Raw genomic sequence first — 24102 nt, 5'->3', positions numbered from 1 at the left:
CGGAGCGGTTCCAGGAAATAGCTCCACCGTATAGACCGTACCCGAAACCGACACAGGTGGTCAGGTAGAGTATACCAAGGCGCTTGAGAGAACTATGTTGAAGGAACTCGGCAAATTGCACGCGTAACTTCGGAAGAAGCGTGACCCCATTCTACGCAAGTATGATGGGGTGGCACAGACCAGGGGGTAGCGACTGTTTATCAAAAACACAGGGCTCTGCGAAGTCGCAAGACGACGTATAGGGTCTGACGCCTGCCCGGTGCTGGAAGGTTAAGAGGAGAGGTGCAAGCTTTGAATCGAAGCCCCAGTAAACGGCGGCCGTAACTATAACGGTCCTAAGGTAGCGAAATTCCTTGTCGGGTAAGTTCCGACCTGCACGAATGGCGTAACGACTTCCCCGCTGTCTCCAACATAGACTCAGTGAAATTGAATTCCCCGTGAAGATGCGGGGTTCCTGCGGTCAGACGGAAAGACCCCGTGCACCTTTACTATAGCTTTACACTGGCATTCGTGTCGGCATGTGTAGGATAGGTGGTAGGCTTTGAAGCGGGGACGCCAGTTTCCGTGGAGCCATCCTTGAAATACCACCCTTATCGTCATGGATGTCTAACCGCGGCCCGTTATCCGGGTCCGGGACAGTGTATGGTGGGTAGTTTGACTGGGGCGGTCGCCTCCGAAAGAGTAACGGAGGCGCGCGATGGTGGGCTCAGACCGGTCGGAAATCGGTCGTCGAGTGCAATGGCATAAGCCCGCCTGACTGCGAGACTGACAAGTCGAGCAGAGACGAAAGTCGGTCATAGTGATCCGGTGGTCCCGCGTGGAAGGGCCATCGCTCAACGGATAAAAGGTACGCCGGGGATAACAGGCTGATGACCCCCAAGAGTCCATATCGACGGGGTTGTTTGGCACCTCGATGTCGGCTCATCGCATCCTGGGGCTGGAGCAGGTCCCAAGGGTTTGGCTGTTCGCCAATTAAAGCGGTACGTGAGCTGGGTTCAGAACGTCGTGAGACAGTTCGGTCCCTATCTGCCGTGGGTGTAGGAATATTGACAGGATCTGTCCCTAGTACGAGAGGACCGGGATGGACATATCTCTGGTGGACCTGTTGTCCTGCCAAGGGCATAGCAGGGTAGCTACATATGGACGGGATAACCGCTGAAGGCATCTAAGCGGGAAACCCACCTGAAAACGAGTATTCCCTATCAGAGCCGTGGAAGACGACCACGTTGATAGGCCGGGTGTGGAAGTGCGGCAACGCATGAAGCTTACCGGTACTAATAGCTCGATTGGCTTGATCGTTCTCATTGACTGTGCTCATCGAACAAAGTTCGATGATGCTTGACCTTTGTCCTGACGCGCCAATGGCGCTGCGGACGGCCCGCGCTACCGAGCGCGACGGCCTCTGGCCTGTATGGGTGCCACAAGCGCCCTCGGGTGGAAAAGATCGAAGACGTGTTCAAAAAAAGAAAACAGGCTAACGCCTGCCAGCTTCTCAAAACATAAAGTTGCGCTTTGCCGACCTGGTGGTTATGGCGGGGTGGCTGCACCCGTTCCCTTTCCGAACACGGCCGTGAAACGCCCCTGCGCCCATGGTACTTCGTCTTAAGACGCGGGAGAGTAGGTCGCTGCCAGGTCTGCAAAGCGCAACTTAACGCATGCTCCCGGAGCCTTAAGGCTTCGGAAAGATGCATGCGCCAACAAAACCAATCTTCTCAAAACAATCAACGGCAAACGCCGTCAAAAGGCCGCTAACAAGCGGCCTTTCGTGTTATAATACTCAAAGCAGATCCAATGGATTTGCCATGGCGCGGGGTGGAGCAGCCCGGTAGCTCGTCAGGCTCATAACCTGAAGGCCGCAGGTTCAAATCCTGCCCCCGCAACCAATCCTTCCATGATCAAACACACAATACCCAAAAACCCGCCTCATGGCGGGCTTTTGCGTTTACGGGGTGGCCGGGAAGATCCAGTAGGCGACCAGGATCCCTCAGTTCGGACCGCTGAAGCGTGGGAATTCGCCACCGTGCTCCACGGAAACGCTTCCCCACGAACCATAGATATTTTGCCTTCGCGGCAGACAGCCGAGGAAGTTCGTAAGCAGCCTGAGCGCATACGCGAAAGCTCGAAATTACTTCACTCCTAACGATTAAAGCATGTCGCGCAAAAGTGTGCAGCGGTTTTGCGCTAATGACATGCGTAAAAACAAAGACCTAAAGCGCGAGGAGCAAATCTGAAAGATCGCGACCCGCTTTAGGCCCGAGATCGTTGACGCTGTTTGTAACATTCGAACCGAGGCCTGTTGCCTCTCGGTTGTTTTCACAGCCACCCGCCTGCAAAACCTGCTTTCCTCAATCCCACCACGATTGGCCGGCAGCGACGCATGATGCTCCACAGCAACCCGCTCCTGTAGTTCTCGATCATCAGAACGACGGGACCTTGATCGATTCCAAAGTGATAGGGACTGACCCATCGTCCGGTGTCACTGTTTTTCACGGCATAGGTTTGGTTGAAAGACGGCTTGAAGCCATAAAGTCGCGTCATGCCAAGATCCATGCGTGCGAAGTTCCAAAGTGTCGGTATGACTATCTCTGGCGCAAAGGGTAGGGAGGCAACAACTGCCCATGGTGATACCGTTCCATCGTCCGGCCCGTATGGCGCGCCGCGAGCGATGTAGTCGAAGAACTCCACCTCTACCCCCCCAATGTTTCGCTTGGTCCAGCCCGGTCCGTCGCTTGCGGTGAAACCCCAGCAATGCTCGCCGTATCCGGCGAAATTCTTGGGATTGCGGATCGCATATTCCTGCTGGACGAATGTCGCGTGGCGACTGTTCTGGAAATAGTCGCTGTCGTGCTCTCTCATAAATTCGTCACGGATGCCACGAAAGTCGATCCACATATGCGAAAGCTGATGGGTAAACAGCGGTCCGGAGTAGAGCAGTTCGCGTCCGTAGATGTTACGCCATTCATAGCTGGCGGTGTAGGCCGCATAGGATTCAAAGGGCAACGGATGGGTCGGTGACCCGAGGCCCAGAATATAGAGAAGCAATCCCTCGTCGTAACCGCGCCAGCGGTAGGGGATAAAACCGATTTCCGGCCGCCAGCCGTGGGTCAAGGTGAGGCCGTGATCACAAGCCCAATCCCAGTCAGCGCGCTCGTAAAGTGCATTGGCCAGGCGGCGAACTTCAGCCTCTTCCACGGAATCGCCATCAAAATAGGCGGCAACGGTCAATGCTCCGGCAAACAGGAACGCGGAGTCGATCGTCGACAGCTCGCATTGCCAAACGCGTCGTCCGGTTTCGATGTCAAGGAAATGGTAGAAAAAGCCCTTGTATCCCGTTGCATCGGGCTCAGGTCCTTGTGGACTATCCAGCAAGAACTTCAATCGCATGCGTGCGATCTTCACCGCGAACTCTCGAATGATGATGCCACGCTCCACGAGAACGGGGATGGTTGCGAGAGCCATGCCTATCGCGGCAATGCTCGCAGGCGCGTCCGGCTGCGTCTTGTCGCGGACAAGGCCGTTGTCCGGATTCGTGCAGTGAAGATAGTAGAGCAGGGTCGTGAACTGCAGACGAGCCAGGTCCTCCTCGGCCGGCATCCTGTTCAGTTCGGGATCCGTAGAGAGCTGCTCTGTCATGGCGAACCAAGGATAGTGCGGACATCATGACGGCGGCCGTCATCTGACAGCGTTATCGTGCTTCCATCGATCCCTTTGCCATCCACGACAAGCGAAAGCAGGCTGTGCCCCGGCCCGCTCTTGTTGTCCACATGGATTTTATGGGTTGCTGATCCGTGCTCGAAATCGAGCTCGTAGCCCGGCCAATCCGCCGGATTGCAGGGATCGACCGAAAGAAACTGACCTTCTCTTCGAATGCCGAGAATAGCCTCAAGTTTGGCAAAGGCCGGATGCGCACTGTCGGCACGACGGTTGTTCAGGCAGATTTCGCTATAGCTTGTCAGTTCGAGCTCTTTTGCCTTTGAGCCAAGATTGGAAATTCGAAGCAGGCGCACTTCCGCATCGCAATCTGTCACGACGCATATCGAACTCCGAATATCAATGTCTTCGGTAGAGCAGCGGAGTTCCGCTCGATCACTTTGAAAGGAGTGTTCGTAGATGCAGTCTGTCCGATGGATCGGCTGCCCGCCGACTGACCAGATCTTGTTGTCCGCAAGATCCCTGACGTAGCAGAATTGCCCCCAGCAATCGCGCGTGCCATCCTCGCGCCAGCGAGTCACGTCGAGGTCGAACCGGGATGCGTAGCCCGCGCCTGCCTCGGTGACGAGAGTGCGACCGTTGGAGAGCAAGCCTACCTCTGGAAGCATGCCCATACGGTCATGGCTTCCTTCGGCGTCGTGAGCGCCAACATCCTTGTTTGATCGCATCATAAACGGATCCTTCAAACTAGATCGGTCCCGCGGAGCGATTGATTGGAAAGCCCGCCAATGTCTTCAGGCGTTGTCGCCTTCGGTGGAGGTTGATTTCGGTGCCTTCGTCGTGCCCCTTGCTCCCCATTTCCAGCCGCTGATCGACGGCATGTCATCGCCGTATTTCTCGATGTACTCCTTGTGTTCAAGCAGCTTCATCCGGATGGCCTGTTTGAAGTAGGCGGCGCGGGCACCCAGTTGCGGCAACCGGTCGATGACGTCTGCGACAAGGCTGAACCGATCGAGTTCATTAAGAACCACCATGTCGAAGGGCGTGGTTGTGGTGCCTTCTTCCTTGTAGCCGCGGACATGCAGGTTGCCGTGGTTCGTCCTCCGATAGGTCAGCCGGTGGATCAGCCAGGGATAGCCGTGGAACGCGAAGATGATGGGCTTGTTCTTGGTGAACAGGCCGTCGAAATCCGCATCGGACAGCCCGTGTGGATGTTCCTTGGCCGGCTGCAGCTTCATCAGGTTGACGACATTGATGACCCGCACCTTGATCTCGGGAAGATGCTCACGGATCAATTGGACCGCGGCCAGCGTCTCGACGGTCGGAACGTCGCCACAGCAGGCCATCACCACGTCCGGCTCGCTGCCCTTGTCATTGCTGGCCCATTCCCAGATGCCAATACCCATGCTGCAATGCCTGACGGCCTCGGACATCGTCAGCCATTGCGGCGCGGGTTGCTTTCCCGCAACCACCACGTTGACGTAGTTGCGACTGCGCAGGCAATGATCCGTGACCGACAGCAGTGTGTTGGCATCCGGTGGCAGGTAGACCCGCACCACCTCCGCCTTCTTGTTGACGACATGATCGATGAACCCGGGGTCTTGATGGCTGAAGCCGTTGTGATCCTGGCGCCAGACATGAGAACTCAAAAAGTAGTTCAGTGACGCGATCGGCCTTCGCCACGGGATTTCATTGCATACTTTCAGCCATTTGGCGTGCTGGTTGAACATCGAGTCGATGATGTGGATGAAGGCTTCGTAGCAGGAGAAGAAGCCGTGACGACCCGTCAGAAGGTAGCCTTCCAGCCAGCCCTGGCACTGGTGCTCGCTCAGCACTTCCATGACACGGCCATCAGGCGAGAGATGGTCGTCCTCCGGATAGATCTCGGCCATGTAACAACGGTTGGTGACCTCGAGCACGTCCTGCCAGCGGTTGGAATTGTTTTCATCCGGACTGAAGAGGCGGAAATTTTCGGTTTCGAGGTTCAGCTTCATTACGTCGCGCAGGAATGTTCCCATGACGCGCGCCGCCTCGGCCGTCGTTTCGCCGGGACTCGGAACATCGATCGCGTAGTCCCGGAAATCCGGCATCTTGAGATCGCGCATCACGAGCCCGCCATTGGCATGGGGGTTATCGCTCATCCGGCGCTGCCCGGTCGGAGCCAGTGCCGCCAGTTCGGGCTTGAACCGGCCGGAATCGTCGAACAGCTCCTCGGGACGATAGCTCTTCATCCATTGCTCGAGGATTCGGATGTGTTCGGGCTTGTCCATGTCGCCCATCGGAACCTGGTGCGATCGCCAGTAGCCCTCGGACTTCTTCCCATCTATCTCCGCCGGGCATGTCCACCCCTTTGGCGTTCGAAAGACGATCATCGGCCAGGCGGGGCGCTTCAGGTTGCCGTTCGCTCGCGCATCTGCCCAGATGTTGCGGATCTCGGCAACGGCCGTGTCGAGCACAGAAGCCAGCTCCCGGTGGACCTTGTCGGGATCATGCCCCTCGACGAAATAGGGCTTGTAACCCATGCCCTCGAAGAACTTCCGCAGTTCCTCTTTCGGGATTCTGGCAAGGAAGCACGGGTTGGCGATTTTGTATCCGTTGAGATGGAGGATCGGCAGAACGCAGCCGTCGCGCGCCGGGTTCAGGAACTTGTTGCCTTGCCAGCCGGTCGCCAGTGGCCCGGTCTCGGCTTCGCCGTCACCGACGACGCAGGCAACGATCATGTCGGGATTGTCGAAGGCGGCGCCATAGGCGTGGCTGAGCGCATATCCGAGCTCACCGCCCTCATGAATGCTGCCCGGCGTTTCCGGAGCAACATGGCTTGGAATGCCGCCTGGGAAGCTGAACTGCTTGAACAGCCGCCGCATGCCCTCCGTATCCTTGCTAATGTTCGGATAGAACTCGCTGTAGGTGCCCTCCAGATAGGCATGGGCGACCAGTGACGGCCCTCCATGACCAGGACCGATCACGTAGATCATGTTCAGGTCATCGCGCTTGATCACCCTATTCAGGTGCACATAGAGCATGTTGAGGCCGGGCGACGTGCCCCAGTGGCCGAGCAGCCGCGGCTTTACGTGCTCGCGCTTCAACGGCTCCTTCAGCAAAGGATTGTCCAGGAGGTATATCTGGCCGACCGAAAGGTAGTTCGAAGCGCGCCAATAGGCATCCAGCAGACGAAGTTCTTGTGCTGAAATCGCACTTGGTGGCGGGGGACCGCCCGACACAGTTTCGTTCATTGCTGCCATCTCAGTCGAACCCATCTCAACCTCCCGATCAAACTGACATTTGCCAACCCGTAGATCTATGCAGCTCGCTCCGACGCTCTCCGGTTATGAAAGGGGAATGACGACGCGACCATCGATTTTGCCCGCTTCCATGCGGTGGAATATGTCGTTGATGTTTTCCAAGCTGTCCCAGGAAAAATGAGGCGTAACCTTGCCCTCCGCCGCGAACTGCAGGGACTCGTCCAAATCCTGGCGCGTGCCAACGATTGATCCACGCACGGTGATGCGTTTCAGAACCGTTTCAAAGACGGGTAGTGCGATTTTCCCAGGCGGCAAGCCGACGAGGACCATCGTGCCCTTTGACCGCATGAACCCGAAAGCCTGCTCCATTGCCGGCGGTGAGACCGCCGTCACCAGTACTCCATGAACGCCGCCATTTGTGGCAGCTTGTATCTGCGCGACCGCATCTACAGCCTTGGCGTTTATCGTGATATCCGCGCCGAGTTGCTTTGCCAACGCCAGCTTGTCTTCGAAAATGTCGGCAGCAACAACGTTCATGCCCATCGCCTTAGCATACTGAACGGCCATGTGGCCCAAGCCTCCCACGCCCGAAATCGCCACCCATTCACCGGGGCGCACCTCTGATTCCTTGAGGCCTTTGTAAACGGTCACCCCGGCGCACAGCACCGGAGCGGCGGGACCGAAATCCAACCCGTTTGGCAAATTGCCGACGAAATCAGGATCAGCCAGCCCGAACTCGGCGAAGGTTCCATTCACCGAATATCCAGTGTTGGACTGAGACGCGCAAAGCGTTTCCCAACCGGTTCGGCAATGGGGGCAGTAGCCGCACGCGGCATGGAGCCAAGGCACGCCGACTCGGTCGCCCTCCTTTACCCGCTTCACGCCCGCTCCTACCGCAGCGACAAAGCCGGCACCTTCATGTCCAGGTATGAACGGCGGGGAGGGCTTCACTGGCCAGTCGCCATTGGCCGCATGCAGATCGGTGTGGCATACACCAGTCGCTTCGTATTTCACGAGAATCTGACCGCTTCCCGGACTTGGGATCTCCATCTCTTCGATAACTAGCGGTGCGCGGAACTGTCGAACGACGGCCGCGTTCATGAGCTTTACCATGCGATGCCTCCGTCGGAATATGCCAGCTCCGACAGTCCGGAGCGGCAGTAGGCCTCTATATCGGCAATGCAGTGCTGATCAGCTATCCGGGGCGGTGAAGTGCTCGACTACTCCCCTGACCCCATGAACACCTTCTGCGAGAACCCGCGCCGCTCTTCGGCATTCGGTGGTCTCGACGTTCCCCCAGATGTGCACGATCCCGTCGGTAACCGTCACGCTTAGATCCAAACCTTCCAGTCCGGTGTTTTCTCCGAACCGTGTGACGATACTGCGTTGGATGCCCTCATCCCCTCCACCAGTTTCGTCTTGCCGCGCCACCAGAATTGCCTGAAGCAGGTCTGCGCGACTAACTATGCCGACCAGCTCGCGACCTCTCACGACAGGAATTCGCTTGATGCTCCGCTCGTGCATGAGCTTCGCAACGCGCGCCAGCGAGGCTTCCTCGTCAATGGTGAGAGGATCCGGGGTCATTGCATCACCGACCCGCCACGAGGTGCGCCTGACATAGGCGTTGGCTCGAGCTTCCGATGGCAATGCCATTTCCTCAAGCGAGGCTATCGCTCCAGATACCAACTCCGTTCTGCGGATCAGATCCCCTTCGCTGAGGACACCCAGCAAATGCCCTTCGTCATCAACGACTGGGACGCCGCTGACGTGGTTATCAAGCATGATTTTTGCCGCCTGCCTGACACTGTTGTCAGGCGACACCTTGATAATTTTGACGGTCATTACATCTTTGACGAGCATTCGGCTCCAACTCCTGCATGGACCTCAGGGCGGCGATACGAATTGAGCTAGCTGTAGGCTCGGTAACCGTTTATCGCCCATGGGCAAAGTTGCAGACAGGCGGCATCAGATAACTCCCTACGGGTATCTGGCAAGGTGTATGTTCCCGTAACATACGTGCAGTGGCTGGAAGGAGACGATAAACCGTCACAATGGGTTACTAGGATGGCTTCGGTCGCCGGCTTGTCCTGCACGCCGTCGGGTTTTTCCCGTTGAATTGCGGCTGCCGCAAAGCGGGGCTGGCAAGAAGCAATGTGGGTGCGCTCGCGGCGCTCCCGGCATGTCGCCTGCAGACACGCAGCTTAGCCGGAGCGCCATCCGATTGCCCGAAAACGGCGAGGATCGCACCGGACCGGCAGGTCCAGAACTCAGGATCACGACCCGATATCGGCGGCTGCGATAGAAGCTGTTCTAATGGGAGTTTTCATGACGGATACAGCAGGCATTGTACCGCCGGAGGCGCACCGGAAATATGAACAGCTCGTCGCGCGCGCCAAGCAGGCTCCGCGGATGAACACGGTCATCGTTCACCCCTGCGACGAAGCATCTCTGCGCGGCGCCGTCGAGGCTGCCGAGGAGGGGCTGATCACGCCCATACTCGTCGGTCCCGCCCAGAAGATTGAGGCGGTGGCCGAGGCACACCATCTCGATATCGCAGCCTATGAGATCGTGGACGTTACCCACAGCGATGCCGCCGCAGTTCGCGGAGTTGAGCTGATCCGCGAGGCGAAAGGCGAGCTTCTGATGAAGGGCAGCCTGCACACCGACGAGTTGATGCGTGCCGTGACCGCGTCAGCCACGGGATTGCGGACTGCCCGCCGGATCAGCCACGTCTTCGTCATGGACGTGCCGACCTATTCGGAGCCGCTGTTCATCACGGATGCAGCTATCAATATCGAACCGGACCTCGATGCGAAGCGCGATATCGTCCAGAATGCCATCGACCTGTTTACCCAGGTTGGCCTCGGCAAGCCGCGGGTGGCGATCCTGTCGGCCGTCGAAACGGTAACCTCGAAGATCCCTTCCACCATCGAGGCGGCCGCGCTTTGCAAGATGGCGGAGCGCGGGCAGATCACCGGCGGGCTGCTCGATGGGCCGCTCGCCTTCGACAATGCCATCGACCCCGAAGCTGCGCGGATAAAAGCTATCCATTCGCCGGTGGCAGGCAAGGCGCAGATTCTTGTCGTGCCCAATCTGGAAGCCGGCAATATGCTGGCGAAGAACCTTACATTTCTGGCGCGCGCAGACGCTGCTGGCATCGTGCTCGGCGCCAGGGTGCCGATCATCCTCACGTCCCGTGCCGATTCCGTGCGGACCCGCCTTGCTTCCTGTGCGGTGGCAGTCCTGCTCGCCGAAGCGCGCCGCCGAATGGCGACCATATCGGGTGCATAGTGTGATGGATGTCATTCTCGTCGTAAATGCCGGATCCTCCAGCCTCAAATTCGAGGTCTTTTCGGTCGAAGGTGGCCTTTCAAAACTTTTGAAAGGGCAGATGGAAGGCGTGGGTACCGCCCCGCGTTTACGCATCAAGGGCACCGGCTCAGAGATGCTTGCGGATCATCAGCACAGCCCGAGCGAAGTTCCCGACCTGCCGGCCGCCATGCGGCTCGTCGGGGACTGGCTGCGAGAACGACATCAAGATCGGCTTGTCGCAGTTGGTCACCGGGTTGTGCACGGCGGCCCGGATTATGATCGGGCGGTGCTCATCGATAAAACGGTGCTCGCGGATCTGGAGCGTTATGTGCCGCTCGCCCCGCTGCATCAGCCGAACAATCTGGCGCCGATCCGCGCGATCCGGCAGCGGCGTCCGGATTTGCCGCAGGTCGCCTGCTTCGATACATCCTTCCATCGCGGCCACAGTGCGGTTGCAGATCACTATGCCATTCCTGAACGGTTCTATGCCGAAGGCGTCAGGCGCTACGGCTTTCACGGGCTCTCCTATGAATATGTGGCAAATCGCCTGCGCGAACTTGCACCGGAGATCGCCGGTGGCCGCATTGTCGTCGCCCATCTCGGCAGCGGCGCCTCAATGTGCGCGCTGCTCGGTGGTCACAGTGTGGAAAGCACTTTTGGCTTCACTGCTCTCGACGGGCTGCCGATGGGCACGCGTTGCGGTCAGATCGATCCCGGCGTCATCCTCTATCTTCTAGACCAGAAGGGCATGAAGCCCGACGGAGTGCAGGACCTGCTCTACAAGGAGTCGGGGCTCATGGGCCTTTCCGGCGTGAGCAATGATGTACGTGCGCTCCTGGAAAGCCGGCAATCGTCTGCGGCCTTCGCTCTGGAGCACTTCGTCCATCGCATCGGCTTGCATGCCGGCATGCTGGCAGCAGCCCTTGGCGGCATCGATGCCTTTGTCTTCACTGCCGGCATCGGCGAAAACTCGCCCGAGATGAGGAAGAGGATCGTTGCGAAACTCGAATGGCTGGGGGCGAAGCTGGATCCGGAAAGGAACGCCAAGGGAGATCTGCTGATCTCGACGCCGGATAGCAGGCTGCGGGTCTATGTGGTGCCTACGGACGAAGAACTGATGATCGCCCGCCATACGCTAGCTACGACCCGGACCTAGAATGGAATGTCCAACAGCGGCAATGGCGGCATGGAGGAAGTGCGGCAGCACTCGCCCACCATGAGCAATTAGGAATTGCCTAGTTGATCGATCCAGATCCAGGATCCGTCGGCATGATATTCGAGAACTGCATCATAGCCGCTGCGCGCTGCATCGGGCTCCGCGAAGTTGATGCATGCGACCGATCTTTCCGCCAGAAGCCCGAGGATCTGATTCAGCAGTTCCTGCCCGAACATGACCTCGCCCTTCTCCATCAGGACATAGTGCGGCTCGGCAACGAGCGCTCCCGCGATAGCCAGAAGGTGCTGCTCGCGTGGCGACAGCAGTGTCGCCCAGTTCTGTTCCTTGTCGATTTCCCCGGCATCCATGGCGCGTCCAAGACCGAGCTCTTTCAGCAATCGAAGGATTTGCTCTTCCGAGACGTCCCCGGATCGATCCGGCGGTACGAGGATCTGGCGCAACGTGCCGGGAGCAACATAGGGGCGCTGGGGAATGAAACGGATCAAATCCCGCCTTGGACGGTTGATGCGTCCGTTGCCTGATATATTGATCCCCGCTGTGGCCCGGAACAAAGCAATGCCTGCGGCGTCTTCATCGCCGACGACAAGCAATCGCGTGCCGAGCGGGATCGACGTTGACAGCTCTCGCAGCAAAGGCACATCCGAGGGTGCCGTCAGGGTCACATCCTCATAGGCAAGTTGCTCTCCGTTTTCGGTGAACTCAATCCCGGATTCTGCGGATTCTTGCGCCTCCTCTATGGCGTCCAGCAGAGAGCTGATGCGGGCCACCACGGCGGCGAAATTGGAAATCGAATGGAACTGGCTGACGATGAACGAGAATGCGCCGACCAGCGTCGCAAACGCTGCAGCCGACTGCGTGATGACGCCGAATTCCATGTCGCTATTCATGAAGACTGGAGCAATGATGACGACCGGAATGATCTGTATCATCCAGTTATAGCCGGTGGTGAAGAAGCCGACATTGCGATTGATGAGTATTATTCTCCTGAAATTGCTGGCGAGCTGATCGAACTGTTTGATCAGGAATCTGGCGTGGCGCTCCTCTCCGCCTGCGATCATGACGGATTCCGCGTTTTCCCGCATATGGATCAGGCTGGAGCGGAAGGCCGCTTCGGAGTCGAGCTGGTTGTAGTTCAGGTCGATCAACGGTCGGCCGAGCGCGATCGTCATGTAGGAGCCAAATGCCGCATAGACGACTGCAGCAATGAACAGCAGCGGACTGATCAACCACAGCACACCTGAAAAGGTCAAAATGGTCAACCCGCTGTTCAACAGCATCAGCACGAAGGAAAGCGTGGCAATGGTAAACGCCTTGATGTCGTCTGCGATTCTCTGGTCCGGGTGTGAGAGCTTGCCTGATATGCCGACCCGATAAAAGGTGCCGTCGCTCATGTAAAGCCCGATGGCGCGATGTGTCAGGAATTCCCTCCAGAGCAGAGCAAGACGTTCCTCCGCAAAACGCGCGATCACCGAGACAATCGTCGAGGCGCCAAATACCCCAGTATAAAGCAACGCCTGGCGGACGAATTCGGCAGTTTGCTTTTCGGCAATGGCGGTCATGAAATGTCGCCCAACAAAGCTGTTGAGGACATTCAGTGCGCTGATGCCGCAGAAGAGCGTTACCAAGCCAAGGAGGAGGAGTTTTGCTCTTCCGCCGACATGCGAAGTCAAGAAGATTTTCACCGCGTAGGAAAACCTGGCCACGGTTACCTTGAGCGGAGTGTATTGCTGGCTCATGCTCTTCCTCCACAACTACATATCTGCGGCGGATGCAGCTATCGGCATCGTAAGCGCGGCCGAAGGCGGTTCATCGATCGAGATTCGCGATCGTCAATCCGGCCTTACGCAGTCCTTCCACACGGCGGTTAAAGTCCTCGGGGTTTCGGAAGGGAAGGACGCGGCGGCGGCGCTCGACGGAAAAATTGGGATTGATCTGGAGTGCCTTTTCCCACGCGCGTCGGCACTCCTCCGGCCGGCCGAGGTGGCCGTAGCATGACGCCAGCAGGGCATAGGCGGTTTCCGATTGGGAGTTTTGTTGGAGCCGCAGCTCGATCGCGACGATCGCTTGCTCATATTCACCGAGAGAAAAGCGCGCGTCAGCGAGAAATTGGAAAAGAATTTCCGGATGATGTGGGTCAAGCCGCATCGATGCATCGAGTTTTTCCAAGGCGCCTTCGGGATCGCCGGAGAATATCTGGATATGGGCCATCAGCATCAGGAGCTCGGCGGAATTGGGAGAAAGCGCGAGGCCTCGCAGCACTTCTGCCCGGGCCCGGTCCAGTTCGCGGTTCCACATGCAGGCCATGCCCAGCGCGAAGTGGCTATTGGGTTGTTCTTCCGCCATTTGCACTGCCTGCTGCGCGAGATCCAGCCCGATCTGCAGCGAAGCCTCCGGATCGTCGCTCCAGGCGTTGACGTAGTCGAGCACATGCGTGAAGGAAATGAGGGCTTGGGCCGCCGCGTAGTCCGGATCGATGGCTATAGCGTCTGCAGCCAGGCTGCGGGCGGCTCTATTTCCGGCTCGGGTATGGGCCGACGCCTGCTCACGGCCACGCAATAACAACTCGTAAGCGCCGACGTCGACTGCGCGCCCCTGGCCCAAACGGTCCTGGTCGCCATGGGTGAGGTTCAACTTGAGCGCTGTCACGATCTCCTGTGTTAGTTCATCCTGAACCGCAAAAATGTCGGTAAGGTCGCGGTCGAACCGGCTGGCCCAGATATGTCCGCCATTGCTGGCGTCGATCAATTGGGCGGTAACACGCACGCGGTTGCCAGCCTTGCGCACGCTGCCTTCAAGGACATAGCGGACACCAAGAGCCTTGGCCATCTCAGGCACGGAAGCTGTCACGTTCTTGTAGATGAAGGATGAATTGCGGGCGATCACGTGCAATTCGGACAACTTCGAGAGGTCGGTGATGATGTCCTCGCTGATCCCGTCGGAGAAATATTCCTGTTCGGCGTCGCCGCTCATGTTGTTGAACGCCAGTACGGCGATGGAGGGCTTGTCATGAACGGCTGCGGCCCATGTCGGTTTCATCGGGGTCGGCTCTCCCGGCTGCCATGCCGGAAGCGGCTTTGAGACAGTTCCGATCTGAAGCAAATAGGCCCGCATCGGCTCCGCGATATTCTTGAGAGGGATTTTGCCGAGATCGGTCACGGCACATTCAAGCCGCGTTTTCACCTGGCGATAGGCATCTTCGGAGAGACAGATGGCGCCGGGCTGGGCAATTCCCTCCAGCCGTGCGGCGATATTGACGCCGTCGCCCATCAAATCGCCGTCGCTCTCCTCGACGACATCCCCCAGATGGATACCGACCCGGAACTCGATGCGATTCTCGGGGGACACGCCGATATTTCGCTCGACCATGGCAGTCTGCACTTCGATCGCGCAGCGCACGGCGTCGACGACGCTGCGAAACTCGATGAGGCTTCCATCTCCGGTACGCTTGACCACACGGCCATTGTGTACGGCAATGGTCGGATCGACCAGATCGCTGCGCAACGTTCGCAGCCGCGCCAGGATGCGATCCTCGTCCGCACCGGCGAGGCGGCTGTAGCCGACCACATCCGCGACCAGGATCGCCGCCAGTTTTCGCGTCACGCTCGTAGCCTCAGTTCCCTATCGGACCAAAATAACACAATGCGGCCGGCAACGTCGCCAAATCCTGATTGCCTTTGCTGCGGGTCTCGTGATGAGTTCGTTTGAGGTGGAGATGGTCGGGTAAGCTTGTGCGCTGACAGCGGCTAATGTTCGTCTTTGAGAGTGAAGGCGAGCACGTAGTCGCCGACGTCCGTCGAATATGGCGCTCCACCAACGGATATCAGGACATACTGCTTTCCGGTTTTAGGTGAGACATAGGTCATGGGCGTGGCGCTCGAGCCGACCGGCAGGGGATATTTCCAGAGTTCCGAGCCGTTCTCGGCGTCATAGGCGCGGATATAATAGTCCTGAAAGCCGGCGAAGAAGACGACACCGCCGGCAGTCGCCGACGTGCCGGCATAACTCGGCAGGCCCATCGGCATCGGCAGATTGGTTTTGATCTTAAACGGCCCTAGTTCTTCGGCGGTCCCGGCCGGAACCTGCCATGCGATCTTACGGGTGTTCAGATCCACTGCCGTGACGGTGCCGAAAGGCGGCTGCGTGCAGGGAACCCGGAGCCTCGAGGTCCACATTTCGGTAGCCATACCATATGGTGTACCGCGCTGCGGGGCGGAGGGGCCATGCGCGGTCGTGGTGAGGGCAAAATCGACATACTCTGCGCGTGGGATGAGTGCGAAGAGACTGGGCACGCGGATATCGTTTATGAAGACCCGGTTGTTCGGCAGATCAACCGATACGCTTCCCCAGTTGAGGCCGCCCAGATTTCCCGGCTGCTGGATTGCATAGTGCGGGCCGATCGGGGTGAAATCGCCATCGTAGCGCATCTTTCGGAAGGCGATGCGGCATGCCAGTTGATCGAACATCGTCAGGCCCCAGGCCGTCTGCTCCGTCACCCGCTCGGCACCGATTGTCGGCATGCCGACGGAATAGGGCTGTGTCGGAGACAGCTTCTCCCCCGGCGCGCCGCCGTCCTGCGGCACCGGATTCTCCTGAACCTCGGCAAGCGGTGCGCCGGTCTGCCGGTTGAGCAGGAAAAGCTGCCCGCGTTTGGTGGTCTGCAGGAGAGCAGGCATTGTGGCGCCATTGCCATCAGGCAGGTCGATCAAAACCGGTTGGGCCGGGAGGTCATAGTCCCAGAGGTCGTGATGCACGGTCTGGAACTTCCATTTCTCTCGTCCCGTCGTGACATCGAGCGCTACCAGTGTGGCATTGTATCGATCGGCGAAGGCCGGGCGATTGACGCCGTAGTAATCCGGGGTGGTATTGCCGAGCGGTGCATAGATGAGCCCAAGCTTGTCGTCGAATGCGGCCGTCGTCCACATGTTGGGCGTGGCCCGCGTATAAGTCTGGCCCTTCGGCGGGAGTTTGGTGATCTCAGGATTGCCGAGATCCCACGCCCATTCGAGCTCGCCGGTGACGACATTGAAGGCGCGGATGACGCCCGAGGGTTCGCCGACCTCCTGATTGTCCATGACCCAGCCTCCGACGACGATCAGATTGCGGGCAATCAGCGGCGCTGATGTTTGGAAATAATAACCTGTCTTGACTTCGCCCATGCCCTGGGAGAGCTGCACGGTGCCATTGTCTCCGAAGCCTTTACAGGGCGCGCCGGTCCTGCTGTCGATCTCGAGGAGGCGGGCATCAATCGTTGTCTGCACCAGACGCTCATTGCAAAGACCGTCGGCAGATGGGGCCTCCTGGGGCATCTTATAGTAACCGAGGCCGCGGCAGCGCTGCCAGTAAGGCGCCGTTGCCTTGGGGTCGAAGGTCCAGCGGGGTTTGCCGGTATCTGCATCGAGCGCTGCGATCACATCCGTCGGCGTGCAGCTATAGATCGTATCGCCGATCTGCAGAGGCGTGTTCTGATCGGCGCCTTCTCCTTTTCCTGTGCGATATGTCCAGGCAAGGTCTAGCTTGGCAACATTGCCGCGATTGATCTGATCGAACGGCGAGTAGCGATCTCCTGCCGTGCTGCGGCCATAGGATGTCCAGTCGGAGGGAGCATTGTCGCCTTTGGCGATTTTGTAGGCGGGGATGTCGGCGGAGGGGCGGATCAGCCCATGCGGCGTGAAAGCAAGGCTAAAGCCCGCAACGAACAGGACGACGGCAAGCAGGGTGCCGCCATAGAAAAGTTTCCGGTTGGCGGCTGGCAAAAGCGAGGGCGCAAAAAGAAGTGCAAAGCCCGCCAGTGCAATGGGAGACATCAAACGTGCAAAAAGTGCCCAAAAATTGAGACCCGACTCCCAAAGTGCCCAGGGAAGGGTGAAAACGGCACCAAGAAAGACGATGAATGCGCCTGACGCTTTCCGGCGCCATAGCAGGAGCGCTGCAATCAGATAGGCAAGCCCGACGATCGCGTAATAGGGCGAGCCGCCGAGGCTGAGCAGCACGGCGCCGCCTCCCATCAAGCCCAACCCGATAAAGGCGAGAACAATACAGAATAGGGTGGCCAGAAATTTCATCGTTTCCTCATCCAATCCGCCGCCCGATCGCCTGGATTTAAACTCTGACCGTCGCATGGCACCTCGGGAAGCACAGGGCCATTGGGTTGATGGTCAGCTATCTCGTCTTCAGGAGAGGGGAGCTCTCTCGTTCAATTTTTCCTGGTGTACCTCTGGTCACTGACACGCGGCTCCGATCTGGCAATGATGCCGCCGCCGCACTGCGGCAACAGCTTGCCATTCCAAATCGAGTAATATTTCTGAAAGGGGCACAGATGTTTCTCGGCGAAAAGCTTGATCTAGCGAACGGGCGACCGGCAGGATTCGATTATATGCGATTACTGTTAGCCTTTTCAGTGCTTTGGATACATACGGCCCGCGTCACCTACGGCGATGACCTCTTCCTCTGGGAGTCGCCCTTCCGTCCTGTCATCAAATCAGTGCTCCCGATGTTCTTTGTCTTGAGTGGATTCCTGGTGGCCGGCAGTCTTGAACGGTCGAAGACATTAATCTCATTTCTCGGTAACCGATTTATCCGGATCTACCCTGCTCTTGCGGTGGAGGTATTGCTGGCTGCCTTTATACTCGGAGCGATCTATACAGAGTATGACCTGCGTGACTATTTCACCGACCCACAGTTCTTTACCTATCTGCTGAATGTCACAGGGCACATTCACTTCAATCTTCCAGGGGTATTCCTGGATAATCCCGACGCCGCGATGGTGAACGGGCAGCTCTGGACTGTACCCTTCGAGCTCGAGTGTTATGCTGTGATCGCCGCCCTGTTTCTGCTTGGCGTGGTCAGGCGGCGCGTGATCGCCCTTATCGCAACGCCGGCTTTGATCGTAAGCTTCGGTATCGCAAGGTATTGGAAACATGAAAGTGACTGGGCGGCGATGCCCACGACCGCGTCAGGTAATCTGCTTATTTGTGCTTTTCTCGTGGGCGTGACTTTCTATCTCTACAAGGACAAGGTTCTTTGGGATGTGAGAATTTTCCTTGCCTCCATGGCAATGATATTCTGGGCCTACTGGTTCACCTCCTTTGGGGATTTCATAGCCATTCCGGCCATGGGATATGTCACGGTTTTCCTCGGCCTGACCTCGCCCCGCAAGCTTGGCGTTTTGCGCGGGGCAGACTACTCCTACGGCGTCTTCCTCTATGGATATCCCATCCAACAAGCGTTCGTAGCGCTCGGGCCTTGGGCGCATAACTGGTTGTTGAATGGCATTGTCTGCAGCATCGTTGCGACTTGCTTTGCTGCCTTCTCCTGGAGATTCATCGAAAAGCCGGCGTTGAAATTGAGGAAACAAGTCACTTGGCTTGAAAACCTCAGTCTCCAACGCGGCGCAAAACGGCAATTGGCGGCTGCAGTCTCGAAATAGACTTATCGATGCCGGTCGCGAGACTGGCAACTTTATCGCCGGTGCTTAACCTGCAAAAGACATCAGCAGGGCTCACCAATCACCGGCGGGCCCTGTTTCGTTGTAACGTGGTCGACCGCCACGGGGGGAGCGTCCGATCCCGTCGTGAAAGCCGAGCTTGGAGCAGGCTTGCTGCAGATCACTGACGTCGTCGTCATCTCATGCTGGGTTGACAGGCGCTGTTTGGATCATCGCGGGTGCATAATACGCAAGCTTATGTTCAGATTTGTCTTTTTGGAACAATCGAACGAATGTTCAGTTAGGCGCTGGAACGTCGCGGCAGCACCGCGGCGCCTCGTTACTAATCCGATACCTAAACCTTCCTGCGTGCTCCAAGCATCTTTTGATTTTGGACGATGGATGGCCCTGTCTGAGGAATAGCCAAATATTCTTCGCGTAGTTGATCGGGTTGCTAGGCGGTTCTTAGCAATATTTTAACAGTAATAGATAAAATACTTTGATCGGACTTCGTTCCGACTTTGAGTTTTGTCATGTCATTGAGGGCAGACGGCGGCTTGAAGGAGGCGTGAAGAGAGGAGCAGTATAAATGCTGAAGAGCACGCTCATCGTGGTTTCCATCTCCATCGCCGCCGGAGCGGCCATTCGCGCCTGGGCCTTTGCAATCTTTGCATTTCTGCTGGTCGCTGCCCTGGGTGCTGTGATCCTGCTGAAAGGCTCCTCCTTTTCCGAAGCGATCGCCTACTCGCTCGAAGCGCTTGTATTGATGGAAATATGCTATCTGGCGGGTCTATTCGCCTACTCATTGTGGGTGCATATCCAAAAGCGGCGGAAAAAGGACTCTATCACCGAGCGCTCACAAGTGACCGGCAAGCCTCCCCACGGATAATGCAATGGCTGAACAGGCAGGTTGCGCCTCTGTGTGGTATCTCAGCCGTCCGGAACGAAGGCAACATCCACAAAAAATGACGATTTGCGCCCACCAGAACAGGATGGTTTAAGGCTGCCGGTCTGCCTAAAATCCTGTTTTTAATAAGATATTTTGCATCATTATTTCGTCCAAAAACCGCTTACGCTTTTCGGCGGGGAAAACGGAAATACTCTACCAGTCCACTTTCGGCAGCAAGGCGTGCCGGGAAAGCAGGGCCGACAGAGTTTTTGCCATGATCATGAAATCCAATGCGAGCGTCCATTTGCTCAGATACTCGACGTCGAGGCAAACGCTATTCTGATATTTGGCGCGCTCGCCAGTCTGCCACTGACCGATCAGACCAGGACGGACCGCGATGTAGGCATAGGCATGTTCGCCGTATCGCGGCAGCTCTTCTTTGCTAACGGCGCGGGGTCCGACAAGGCTCATTTGCCCAAGCAGCACGTTGATCACTTTAGGAAGCTTGTCGAGGCTCGATCGCGTCAGGATGTCGCCGAGAACAGTCACATGCGGGCTGGCCGTTGCGTCGGCTCTCGTCGTCCGAAACTTGAGGCAACCGAACTCTTTTCCCCTATAGCCAATCCGCCGATGGGAATTGAGAATAGGCCCCCTATCGCTTAGCGTCATGATGAGTGCTACCGACAGAAGGAGCGGCGACAGAAGAAATAAGAGAGACGCCGCAATGGTGATGTCCAATGCGCGCTTCAGAATCCTGCTGATCGTATCGGATTTGGACGAGTTGAATGGATACCCTTCCTGTCGTCCCCTGGTGTAGTCCCGCCAAGGATCGTTTCGGTTGATACCCTGATTTTTTCCCGCCATCCGCGTCTCCGTTGGGCGAAGCCCAGAAATTACAGCGAAAGCTTGTTCTAATATAGGCTTGATGTCTGTGACCGAGGTCATAATGGTGAACAAATTCCTTATCTCCGAAGGTGTATTTGTGCATATTTAAAATACTGTTTGCACATCCGGTTAAGTAAACAAAATGTTATTAGTATTAATTGGTGGTAATGGGATTAATCGTCTGTCGCGCCGATTTGTCGTGTAATTGAGAAATTGTCATGGATCGTACAAAATCCAACCATAGCTTACGATCATGGCAGTTTATGGAATTCAGTATAGATCTTTATGTATATAAATGTGAGCATTCGTCATAGTTTATGTATAATTTCGACAGTATATCTTTATACTATCGTTATTCGACTTTCTAAGTTAACGTATTTCCAATGTTGCCGACGATAATAACGAATTAATCTGCGTGGAGTTGTGTGTATGGACGGGGCGATTAGCATCAGAGATAACAAGACTAAAGGAGGCGCGTCGCGAATAGAGGAGGCGGTTACTTCAGGGCCTGTAGGTATTATATACGGTGGGCGGGGGGATCTGGATCATGAATTCCCGTTTTGCCGTTCGAGTGTCCGAAAGTTTCGCCGCGGTGAGGTGATTGCCAGCGCCGGTGTCGTCGTCGACATATTCGCCCGCGTTCAGCACGGAATGGTGAGTGCAAGCACCCCGCTTGCAGATGGACGAGAGTTCATCGTGGAAATCGTTCCAAAAGGCGGCCTGATCGGCGAACTGGCGGTACTGCGCAAGCAGTCCCTCAGCCTGGAATATCGGGCCTCGTCCGACTGCGAACTGCATTATTTCGACGGTCGGTTGCTGCGGGACTTATGTGCAAACGATCCGCAATTCCAGGTGAAGCTTCTGTCGAAGGCGCTGGCGCGTGTTTCCGAACTCGAACTGCGGATCATTTCCAATGCGGGATCGAGCCTAAGGCAGAGACTGGCCGGGACGCTGCTGCGCCTTTCTGCCGTGTACAAAGTGGATGCGCAAAATAGCGGAGATGAGCTGATTATCTCCCAACATGAGCTGGCGGCGACGCTGCCGGCGTCGCGCGAAAAGGTCAACCAGTGTCTGCGGCGTTTGCGCGAGAGCAAAGTGGTCGACGGCACGCATGGCAAAATCCGCATTCTCAATCGGAAGGCGTTGGAGGCTTATGCCGAGGGTGCGGCGCACCTCGCTTGAGACGGCGCCGCGAGCACTTCCGGGGGATATGCATCTAGGTGACCTGCATCAGACTTCGCTCTCGGAGGCATTTCTCCAGTATTTCCAGCCTTCACCCTGGATGAGCCCGTGATCGGAGAGGTCCTTCCAGCTTCTGTAGGTCCCGGTATCGGCACAGACGAAGGCATCCACATTATTGCTCGAGGAATATACGGCATATTCCTCCGTATGTTGGGACCGGTGCGCCGCATCGGCAACCTTGTGCACGAAGGTCGACAGGAACTTAAAATGCAGAAGCGCGCCAGATACGCCGAGTGCGCCGCTCATGTCGCCCAAATTCAGGGAGAGCGGCCAGACCTGGTGGGATGATTTCAGAAAAAGACGTTCACCCCCGACATAGACAAGGGGTATCTTGTTGAGCGCAGGGCCATCCCAGAGCCGGTTGTTGAAATAGACCCGCCCGCGAACGCCGCCCTTGATCCAAATCGTCCAGTTGCGTTTGTCGAAATGCGCGACATAACCGGACCGGTCGAAGAGATTGCAGACTTCGAGCGGATTTCGACCGGGTTCACATATGTTTTCGAGAACGGGATGGGGGCTGTACATGTCGATCATCACCGAGCGGAGGGAATGGCCGCCCATGGAATCGATATAGGCGGTCAATTGATCGATCGGCCGTGTGTCGCAATGGGGATAGACCAGGAACTCGTCTGCATCGACATAGAGAACCCATTTCTCCCGACAGTGACGATTGATGACTTCGTTGATCCAGTCGTTTCCGAATCTCGCAGCCTTGTAGGACCCGTGGGCAGAAAGAAGTGAGACATCGTCGAAGCTGGACAGCAGCTCGACCGTGCCATCGGTCGAGCCGTTGTCGATGCAGATAAAATGCTCGAAGCCGAGATCACGATAATATTGCAGGAAGAATGCCAGCCGGTGCACCTCGTCGCGGATGACGCAGATGACGACGTGACGTGCCTGCGTGAGCCCATCGCGCAGCAGGTCATAGCGAACCTGCCGGGCCTTGAGCGACCGGCGCAGGCGGGCTTTTGCGTAATGCGAGATACTGGCGACGGAAGCCCTATAACTCATATTCTGTCCTGAACATTATCTATCCTGGTATGAATAGATGAATACTTGCGCGCGCGCCTGCAATCCAAAGCTCGACCGGCGATGCTGAGATCGGTCACGCCGACATTCACCTCAGGACGAACCAACGATGGGTCCTCATACAGCGTAGTCGCCAACCAGCAGCTTTTGGACCCGCGGATCAGATCCGTCTTTCTCAATTGCATGTTCGATGCGCGCTCGTATCGACCGGTACTTATACAGGATCTTACGATCGAAGCTTATTCCGCGATACAACGAGTTGTAAATCGGATGGGCTTTGCGAAGGTCGACGTAAACTTGGCTTTCCTTGTCGGTCCATGGAAAGAAGGTTCCGTGCCACGGCTTCGGATGCGCCATGTAATGCACGATCGCCAAGGAGGACATATTGACGAGATGAAGGAACTGCTTGGGAAAGTTCCAGCGGTTCGATACGAGGATCAGCGATGCGCCACAGACATAATTCAATGCGCCCTGATCGTGTTTGCCCTCGCAGGCCTCAGGATTTTTAGCAAAAAGCTCAAGCGCCTCCTGCCCGATCCAGCCATTGCGATGGAATTTCAGGACTCCCGCGTTGAAATAGTGGCTGCTCTTTCCAGTGTCGAGGAAATCATGGATCGCCGTGTAATCGCGCGCCGCGAAAAACCTGCCTTCGGGCACAGCGGCGTTTTCGAGCCTGCCGAGATCGCTGACGATCTGCGTATCCCCATCAAGGTAGATGATCTGGGTATAGTTGGCAGGCAGAATCTCGCAAAGCACCAACTTGGCCATCGTGCTGACGCTGATGCGTCCCCGGAAATGCGCCCCGTCGAGCTTGCCGAGCGAATCGTGCAGCGCTCCGGTCACATCCATCAAGTCGACCCCGCTCGTGGCGAGCAGGGCTTTCAATTCTACGAAATTATCGAGATGTTCCGACATGAGAACGCAGACATCAGTCGCGGGGCTTGCGAATTTGCGAGCCTGAAGCGCCGAGAGAATAGTCGGAAATGAATACTCGACATCCGTGACGTAGACGACGCACTGATTGTTCATGCCATCACCCTTCCGATTGTGCGCGATACAAATGAACCGGCATTGTCTTTCCAGTCGAGAGAACAGTTGTGAATTGAGCCGACGGGTCTGTCATATGAAGGCCCCGTTCGGTATATATAGCCCGCGTCCAGTCCGGTGGTGACCGAATCGGATCTGTCCGCCGGCGGCTTTTGTGTGATCATTGTTGAGATATTCACCATGAAGAGTGCCTTGCCTGTCACAA

Annotated in this window: 15 protein-coding genes, 1 tRNA gene, 2 rRNA genes and 1 pseudogene (1 of these 19 cut by a window edge); 8 read left to right on the top strand and 11 right to left on the bottom strand. The window is 57.0% G+C overall.

The genetic code is table 11. The features are described 5' to 3' along the window. From J3O30_RS18150 to J3O30_RS18140, 3 genes are all read left to right on the top strand, one after another. Positions 1-1299 (top strand): 23S ribosomal RNA (locus J3O30_RS18150) (it extends 1581 nt beyond the left edge of the window). A gap of 220 nt (positions 1300-1519) precedes the next feature. Further along, positions 1520-1634 (top strand): 5S ribosomal RNA (gene rrf, locus J3O30_RS18145). Positions 1635-1806: 172 nt separating this feature from the next. Continuing rightward, a tRNA-Met gene (locus tag J3O30_RS18140) sits at positions 1807-1883 on the top strand. A 430-nt stretch (positions 1884-2313) separates the two neighbouring features. Here the strand turns inward: J3O30_RS18140 and J3O30_RS18135 are convergent. From J3O30_RS18135 to J3O30_RS18115, 5 genes and pseudogenes are all read right to left on the bottom strand, one after another. Further along, the gene (locus tag J3O30_RS18135; protein WP_207581618.1) at positions 2314-3633 is read right to left on the bottom strand and encodes a glucoamylase family protein; all 1320 of its coding nucleotides are present in this window, start codon (positions 3631-3633) and stop codon (positions 2314-2316) included. 251 nt (positions 3634-3884) lie between these two features. Then, positions 3885-4325: pseudogene (locus tag J3O30_RS33750) on the bottom strand (glycosyl transferase); the annotation flags it as partial. A gap of 120 nt (positions 4326-4445) precedes the next feature. Beyond that, positions 4446-6884 (bottom strand): phosphoketolase family protein, encoded by a 2439-nt coding sequence (locus J3O30_RS18125; RefSeq protein ID WP_246762766.1) that lies wholly within the window; start codon positions 6882-6884, stop codon positions 4446-4448. Positions 6885-6977: 93 nt separating this feature from the next. Beyond that, complete coding sequence (gene adhP, locus J3O30_RS18120; RefSeq protein WP_207581616.1) at positions 6978-8006, bottom strand: alcohol dehydrogenase AdhP; 1029 nt, start codon at positions 8004-8006, stop codon at positions 6978-6980. Positions 8007-8084: 78 nt separating this feature from the next. Then, on the bottom strand, positions 8085-8753 hold the full coding sequence (locus J3O30_RS18115) for a CBS domain-containing protein (protein WP_207581615.1): 669 nt from the start codon (positions 8751-8753) through the stop codon (positions 8085-8087). A 465-nt stretch (positions 8754-9218) separates the two neighbouring features. Here J3O30_RS18115 and J3O30_RS18110 point away from each other — a divergent pair, with 465 nt between their 5' ends. Next, positions 9219-10184, top strand: coding sequence for a phosphate acetyltransferase (locus J3O30_RS18110; protein WP_207581614.1), 966 nt, complete (start codon positions 9219-9221; stop codon positions 10182-10184). A 4-nt stretch (positions 10185-10188) separates the two neighbouring features. Further along, positions 10189-11361 (top strand): acetate kinase, encoded by a 1173-nt coding sequence (locus J3O30_RS18105; RefSeq protein WP_207581613.1) that lies wholly within the window; start codon positions 10189-10191, stop codon positions 11359-11361. A 68-nt stretch (positions 11362-11429) separates the two neighbouring features. On the opposite strand, the gene J3O30_RS18100 is transcribed toward J3O30_RS18105, so the two are convergent. The 3 genes from J3O30_RS18100 to J3O30_RS18090 all read right to left on the bottom strand — a co-directional run bounded on the left by J3O30_RS18100 (position 11430) and on the right by J3O30_RS18090 (position 17444). Further along, on the bottom strand, positions 11430-13118 hold the full coding sequence (locus tag J3O30_RS18100) for an SbmA/BacA-like family transporter (RefSeq protein ID WP_207581612.1): 1689 nt from the start codon (positions 13116-13118) through the stop codon (positions 11430-11432). A 70-nt stretch (positions 13119-13188) separates the two neighbouring features. Continuing rightward, complete coding sequence (locus J3O30_RS18095) at positions 13189-14982, bottom strand: adenylate/guanylate cyclase domain-containing protein (RefSeq protein ID WP_207581611.1); 1794 nt, start codon at positions 14980-14982, stop codon at positions 13189-13191. Positions 14983-15125: 143 nt separating this feature from the next. Further along, on the bottom strand, positions 15126-17444 hold the full coding sequence (locus J3O30_RS18090; RefSeq protein WP_207581610.1) for a membrane-bound PQQ-dependent dehydrogenase, glucose/quinate/shikimate family: 2319 nt from the start codon (positions 17442-17444) through the stop codon (positions 15126-15128). 254 nt (positions 17445-17698) lie between these two features. On the opposite strand from J3O30_RS18090, the gene J3O30_RS18085 reads away from it, so the two are divergent. Continuing rightward, on the top strand, positions 17699-18808 hold the full coding sequence (locus J3O30_RS18085) for an acyltransferase (RefSeq protein WP_207584364.1): 1110 nt from the start codon (positions 17699-17701) through the stop codon (positions 18806-18808). A gap of 586 nt (positions 18809-19394) precedes the next feature. After that, positions 19395-19694, top strand: a complete 300-nt coding sequence (locus J3O30_RS18080; RefSeq protein WP_207581609.1) for a hypothetical protein — start codon at positions 19395-19397, stop codon at positions 19692-19694. A gap of 213 nt (positions 19695-19907) precedes the next feature. Here the strand turns inward: J3O30_RS18080 and J3O30_RS18075 are convergent, their stop codons facing one another. Next, positions 19908-20558: a sugar transferase gene (locus J3O30_RS18075; protein ID WP_207581608.1), complete on the bottom strand. Its 651-nt coding sequence runs from the start codon at positions 20556-20558 to the stop codon at positions 19908-19910. Positions 20559-21008: 450 nt separating this feature from the next. Between J3O30_RS18075 and J3O30_RS18070 the strand changes: the two genes are divergently transcribed. After that, entirely contained in the window at positions 21009-21761 is a 753-nt protein-coding gene (locus tag J3O30_RS18070) for a Crp/Fnr family transcriptional regulator (RefSeq protein WP_207581607.1), read from the top strand. 48 nt (positions 21762-21809) lie between these two features. On the opposite strand, the gene J3O30_RS18065 is transcribed toward J3O30_RS18070, so the two are convergent. Continuing rightward, entirely contained in the window at positions 21810-22832 is a 1023-nt protein-coding gene (locus J3O30_RS18065; protein ID WP_207581606.1) for a glycosyltransferase family 2 protein, read from the bottom strand. 135 nt (positions 22833-22967) lie between these two features. After that, on the bottom strand, positions 22968-23879 hold the full coding sequence (locus tag J3O30_RS18060; RefSeq protein WP_207581605.1) for a glycosyltransferase: 912 nt from the start codon (positions 23877-23879) through the stop codon (positions 22968-22970). Between the last annotated feature and the right edge of the window lie 223 nt (positions 23880-24102).

This window comes from Rhizobium sp. NZLR1 (genome assembly GCF_017357385.1).
Taxonomy (GTDB): Bacteria; Pseudomonadota; Alphaproteobacteria; order Rhizobiales; family Rhizobiaceae; genus Rhizobium.
Note: the sequence above shows the minus strand (reverse complement) of the source record. Positions and strands in the feature narration are given on the sequence as shown.

What these genes read in the sequence shown, in the direction of transcription:
- J3O30_RS18135 (WP_207581618.1), bottom strand. Translation starts at nt 3,633, where the DNA reads ATGACAGAGCAGCTCTCTACGGATCCCGAACTGAACAGGATGCCGGCC.
- J3O30_RS18125 (WP_246762766.1), bottom strand. Translation starts at nt 6,884, where the DNA reads ATGAACGAAACTGTGTCGGGCGGTCCCCCGCCACCAAGTGCGATTTCA.
- adhP (WP_207581616.1), bottom strand. Translation starts at nt 8,006, where the DNA reads ATGGTAAAGCTCATGAACGCGGCCGTCGTTCGACAGTTCCGCGCACCG.
- J3O30_RS18115 (WP_207581615.1), bottom strand. Translation starts at nt 8,753, where the DNA reads ATGCTCGTCAAAGATGTAATGACCGTCAAAATTATCAAGGTGTCGCCT.
- J3O30_RS18110 (WP_207581614.1), top strand. Translation starts at nt 9,219, where the DNA reads ATGACGGATACAGCAGGCATTGTACCGCCGGAGGCGCACCGGAAATAT.
- J3O30_RS18105 (WP_207581613.1), top strand. Translation starts at nt 10,189, where the DNA reads ATGGATGTCATTCTCGTCGTAAATGCCGGATCCTCCAGCCTCAAATTC.
- J3O30_RS18100 (WP_207581612.1), bottom strand. Translation starts at nt 13,118, where the DNA reads ATGAGCCAGCAATACACTCCGCTCAAGGTAACCGTGGCCAGGTTTTCC.
- J3O30_RS18090 (WP_207581610.1), bottom strand. Translation starts at nt 17,444, where the DNA reads ATGAAATTTCTGGCCACCCTATTCTGTATTGTTCTCGCCTTTATCGGG.
- J3O30_RS18085 (WP_207584364.1), top strand. Translation starts at nt 17,699, where the DNA reads ATGTTTCTCGGCGAAAAGCTTGATCTAGCGAACGGGCGACCGGCAGGA.
- J3O30_RS18080 (WP_207581609.1), top strand. Translation starts at nt 19,395, where the DNA reads ATGCTGAAGAGCACGCTCATCGTGGTTTCCATCTCCATCGCCGCCGGA.
- J3O30_RS18075 (WP_207581608.1), bottom strand. Translation starts at nt 20,558, where the DNA reads ATGGCGGGAAAAAATCAGGGTATCAACCGAAACGATCCTTGGCGGGAC.
- J3O30_RS18070 (WP_207581607.1), top strand. Translation starts at nt 21,009, where the DNA reads ATGGACGGGGCGATTAGCATCAGAGATAACAAGACTAAAGGAGGCGCG.
- J3O30_RS18065 (WP_207581606.1), bottom strand. Translation starts at nt 22,832, where the DNA reads ATGAGTTATAGGGCTTCCGTCGCCAGTATCTCGCATTACGCAAAAGCC.
- J3O30_RS18060 (WP_207581605.1), bottom strand. Translation starts at nt 23,879, where the DNA reads ATGAACAATCAGTGCGTCGTCTACGTCACGGATGTCGAGTATTCATTT.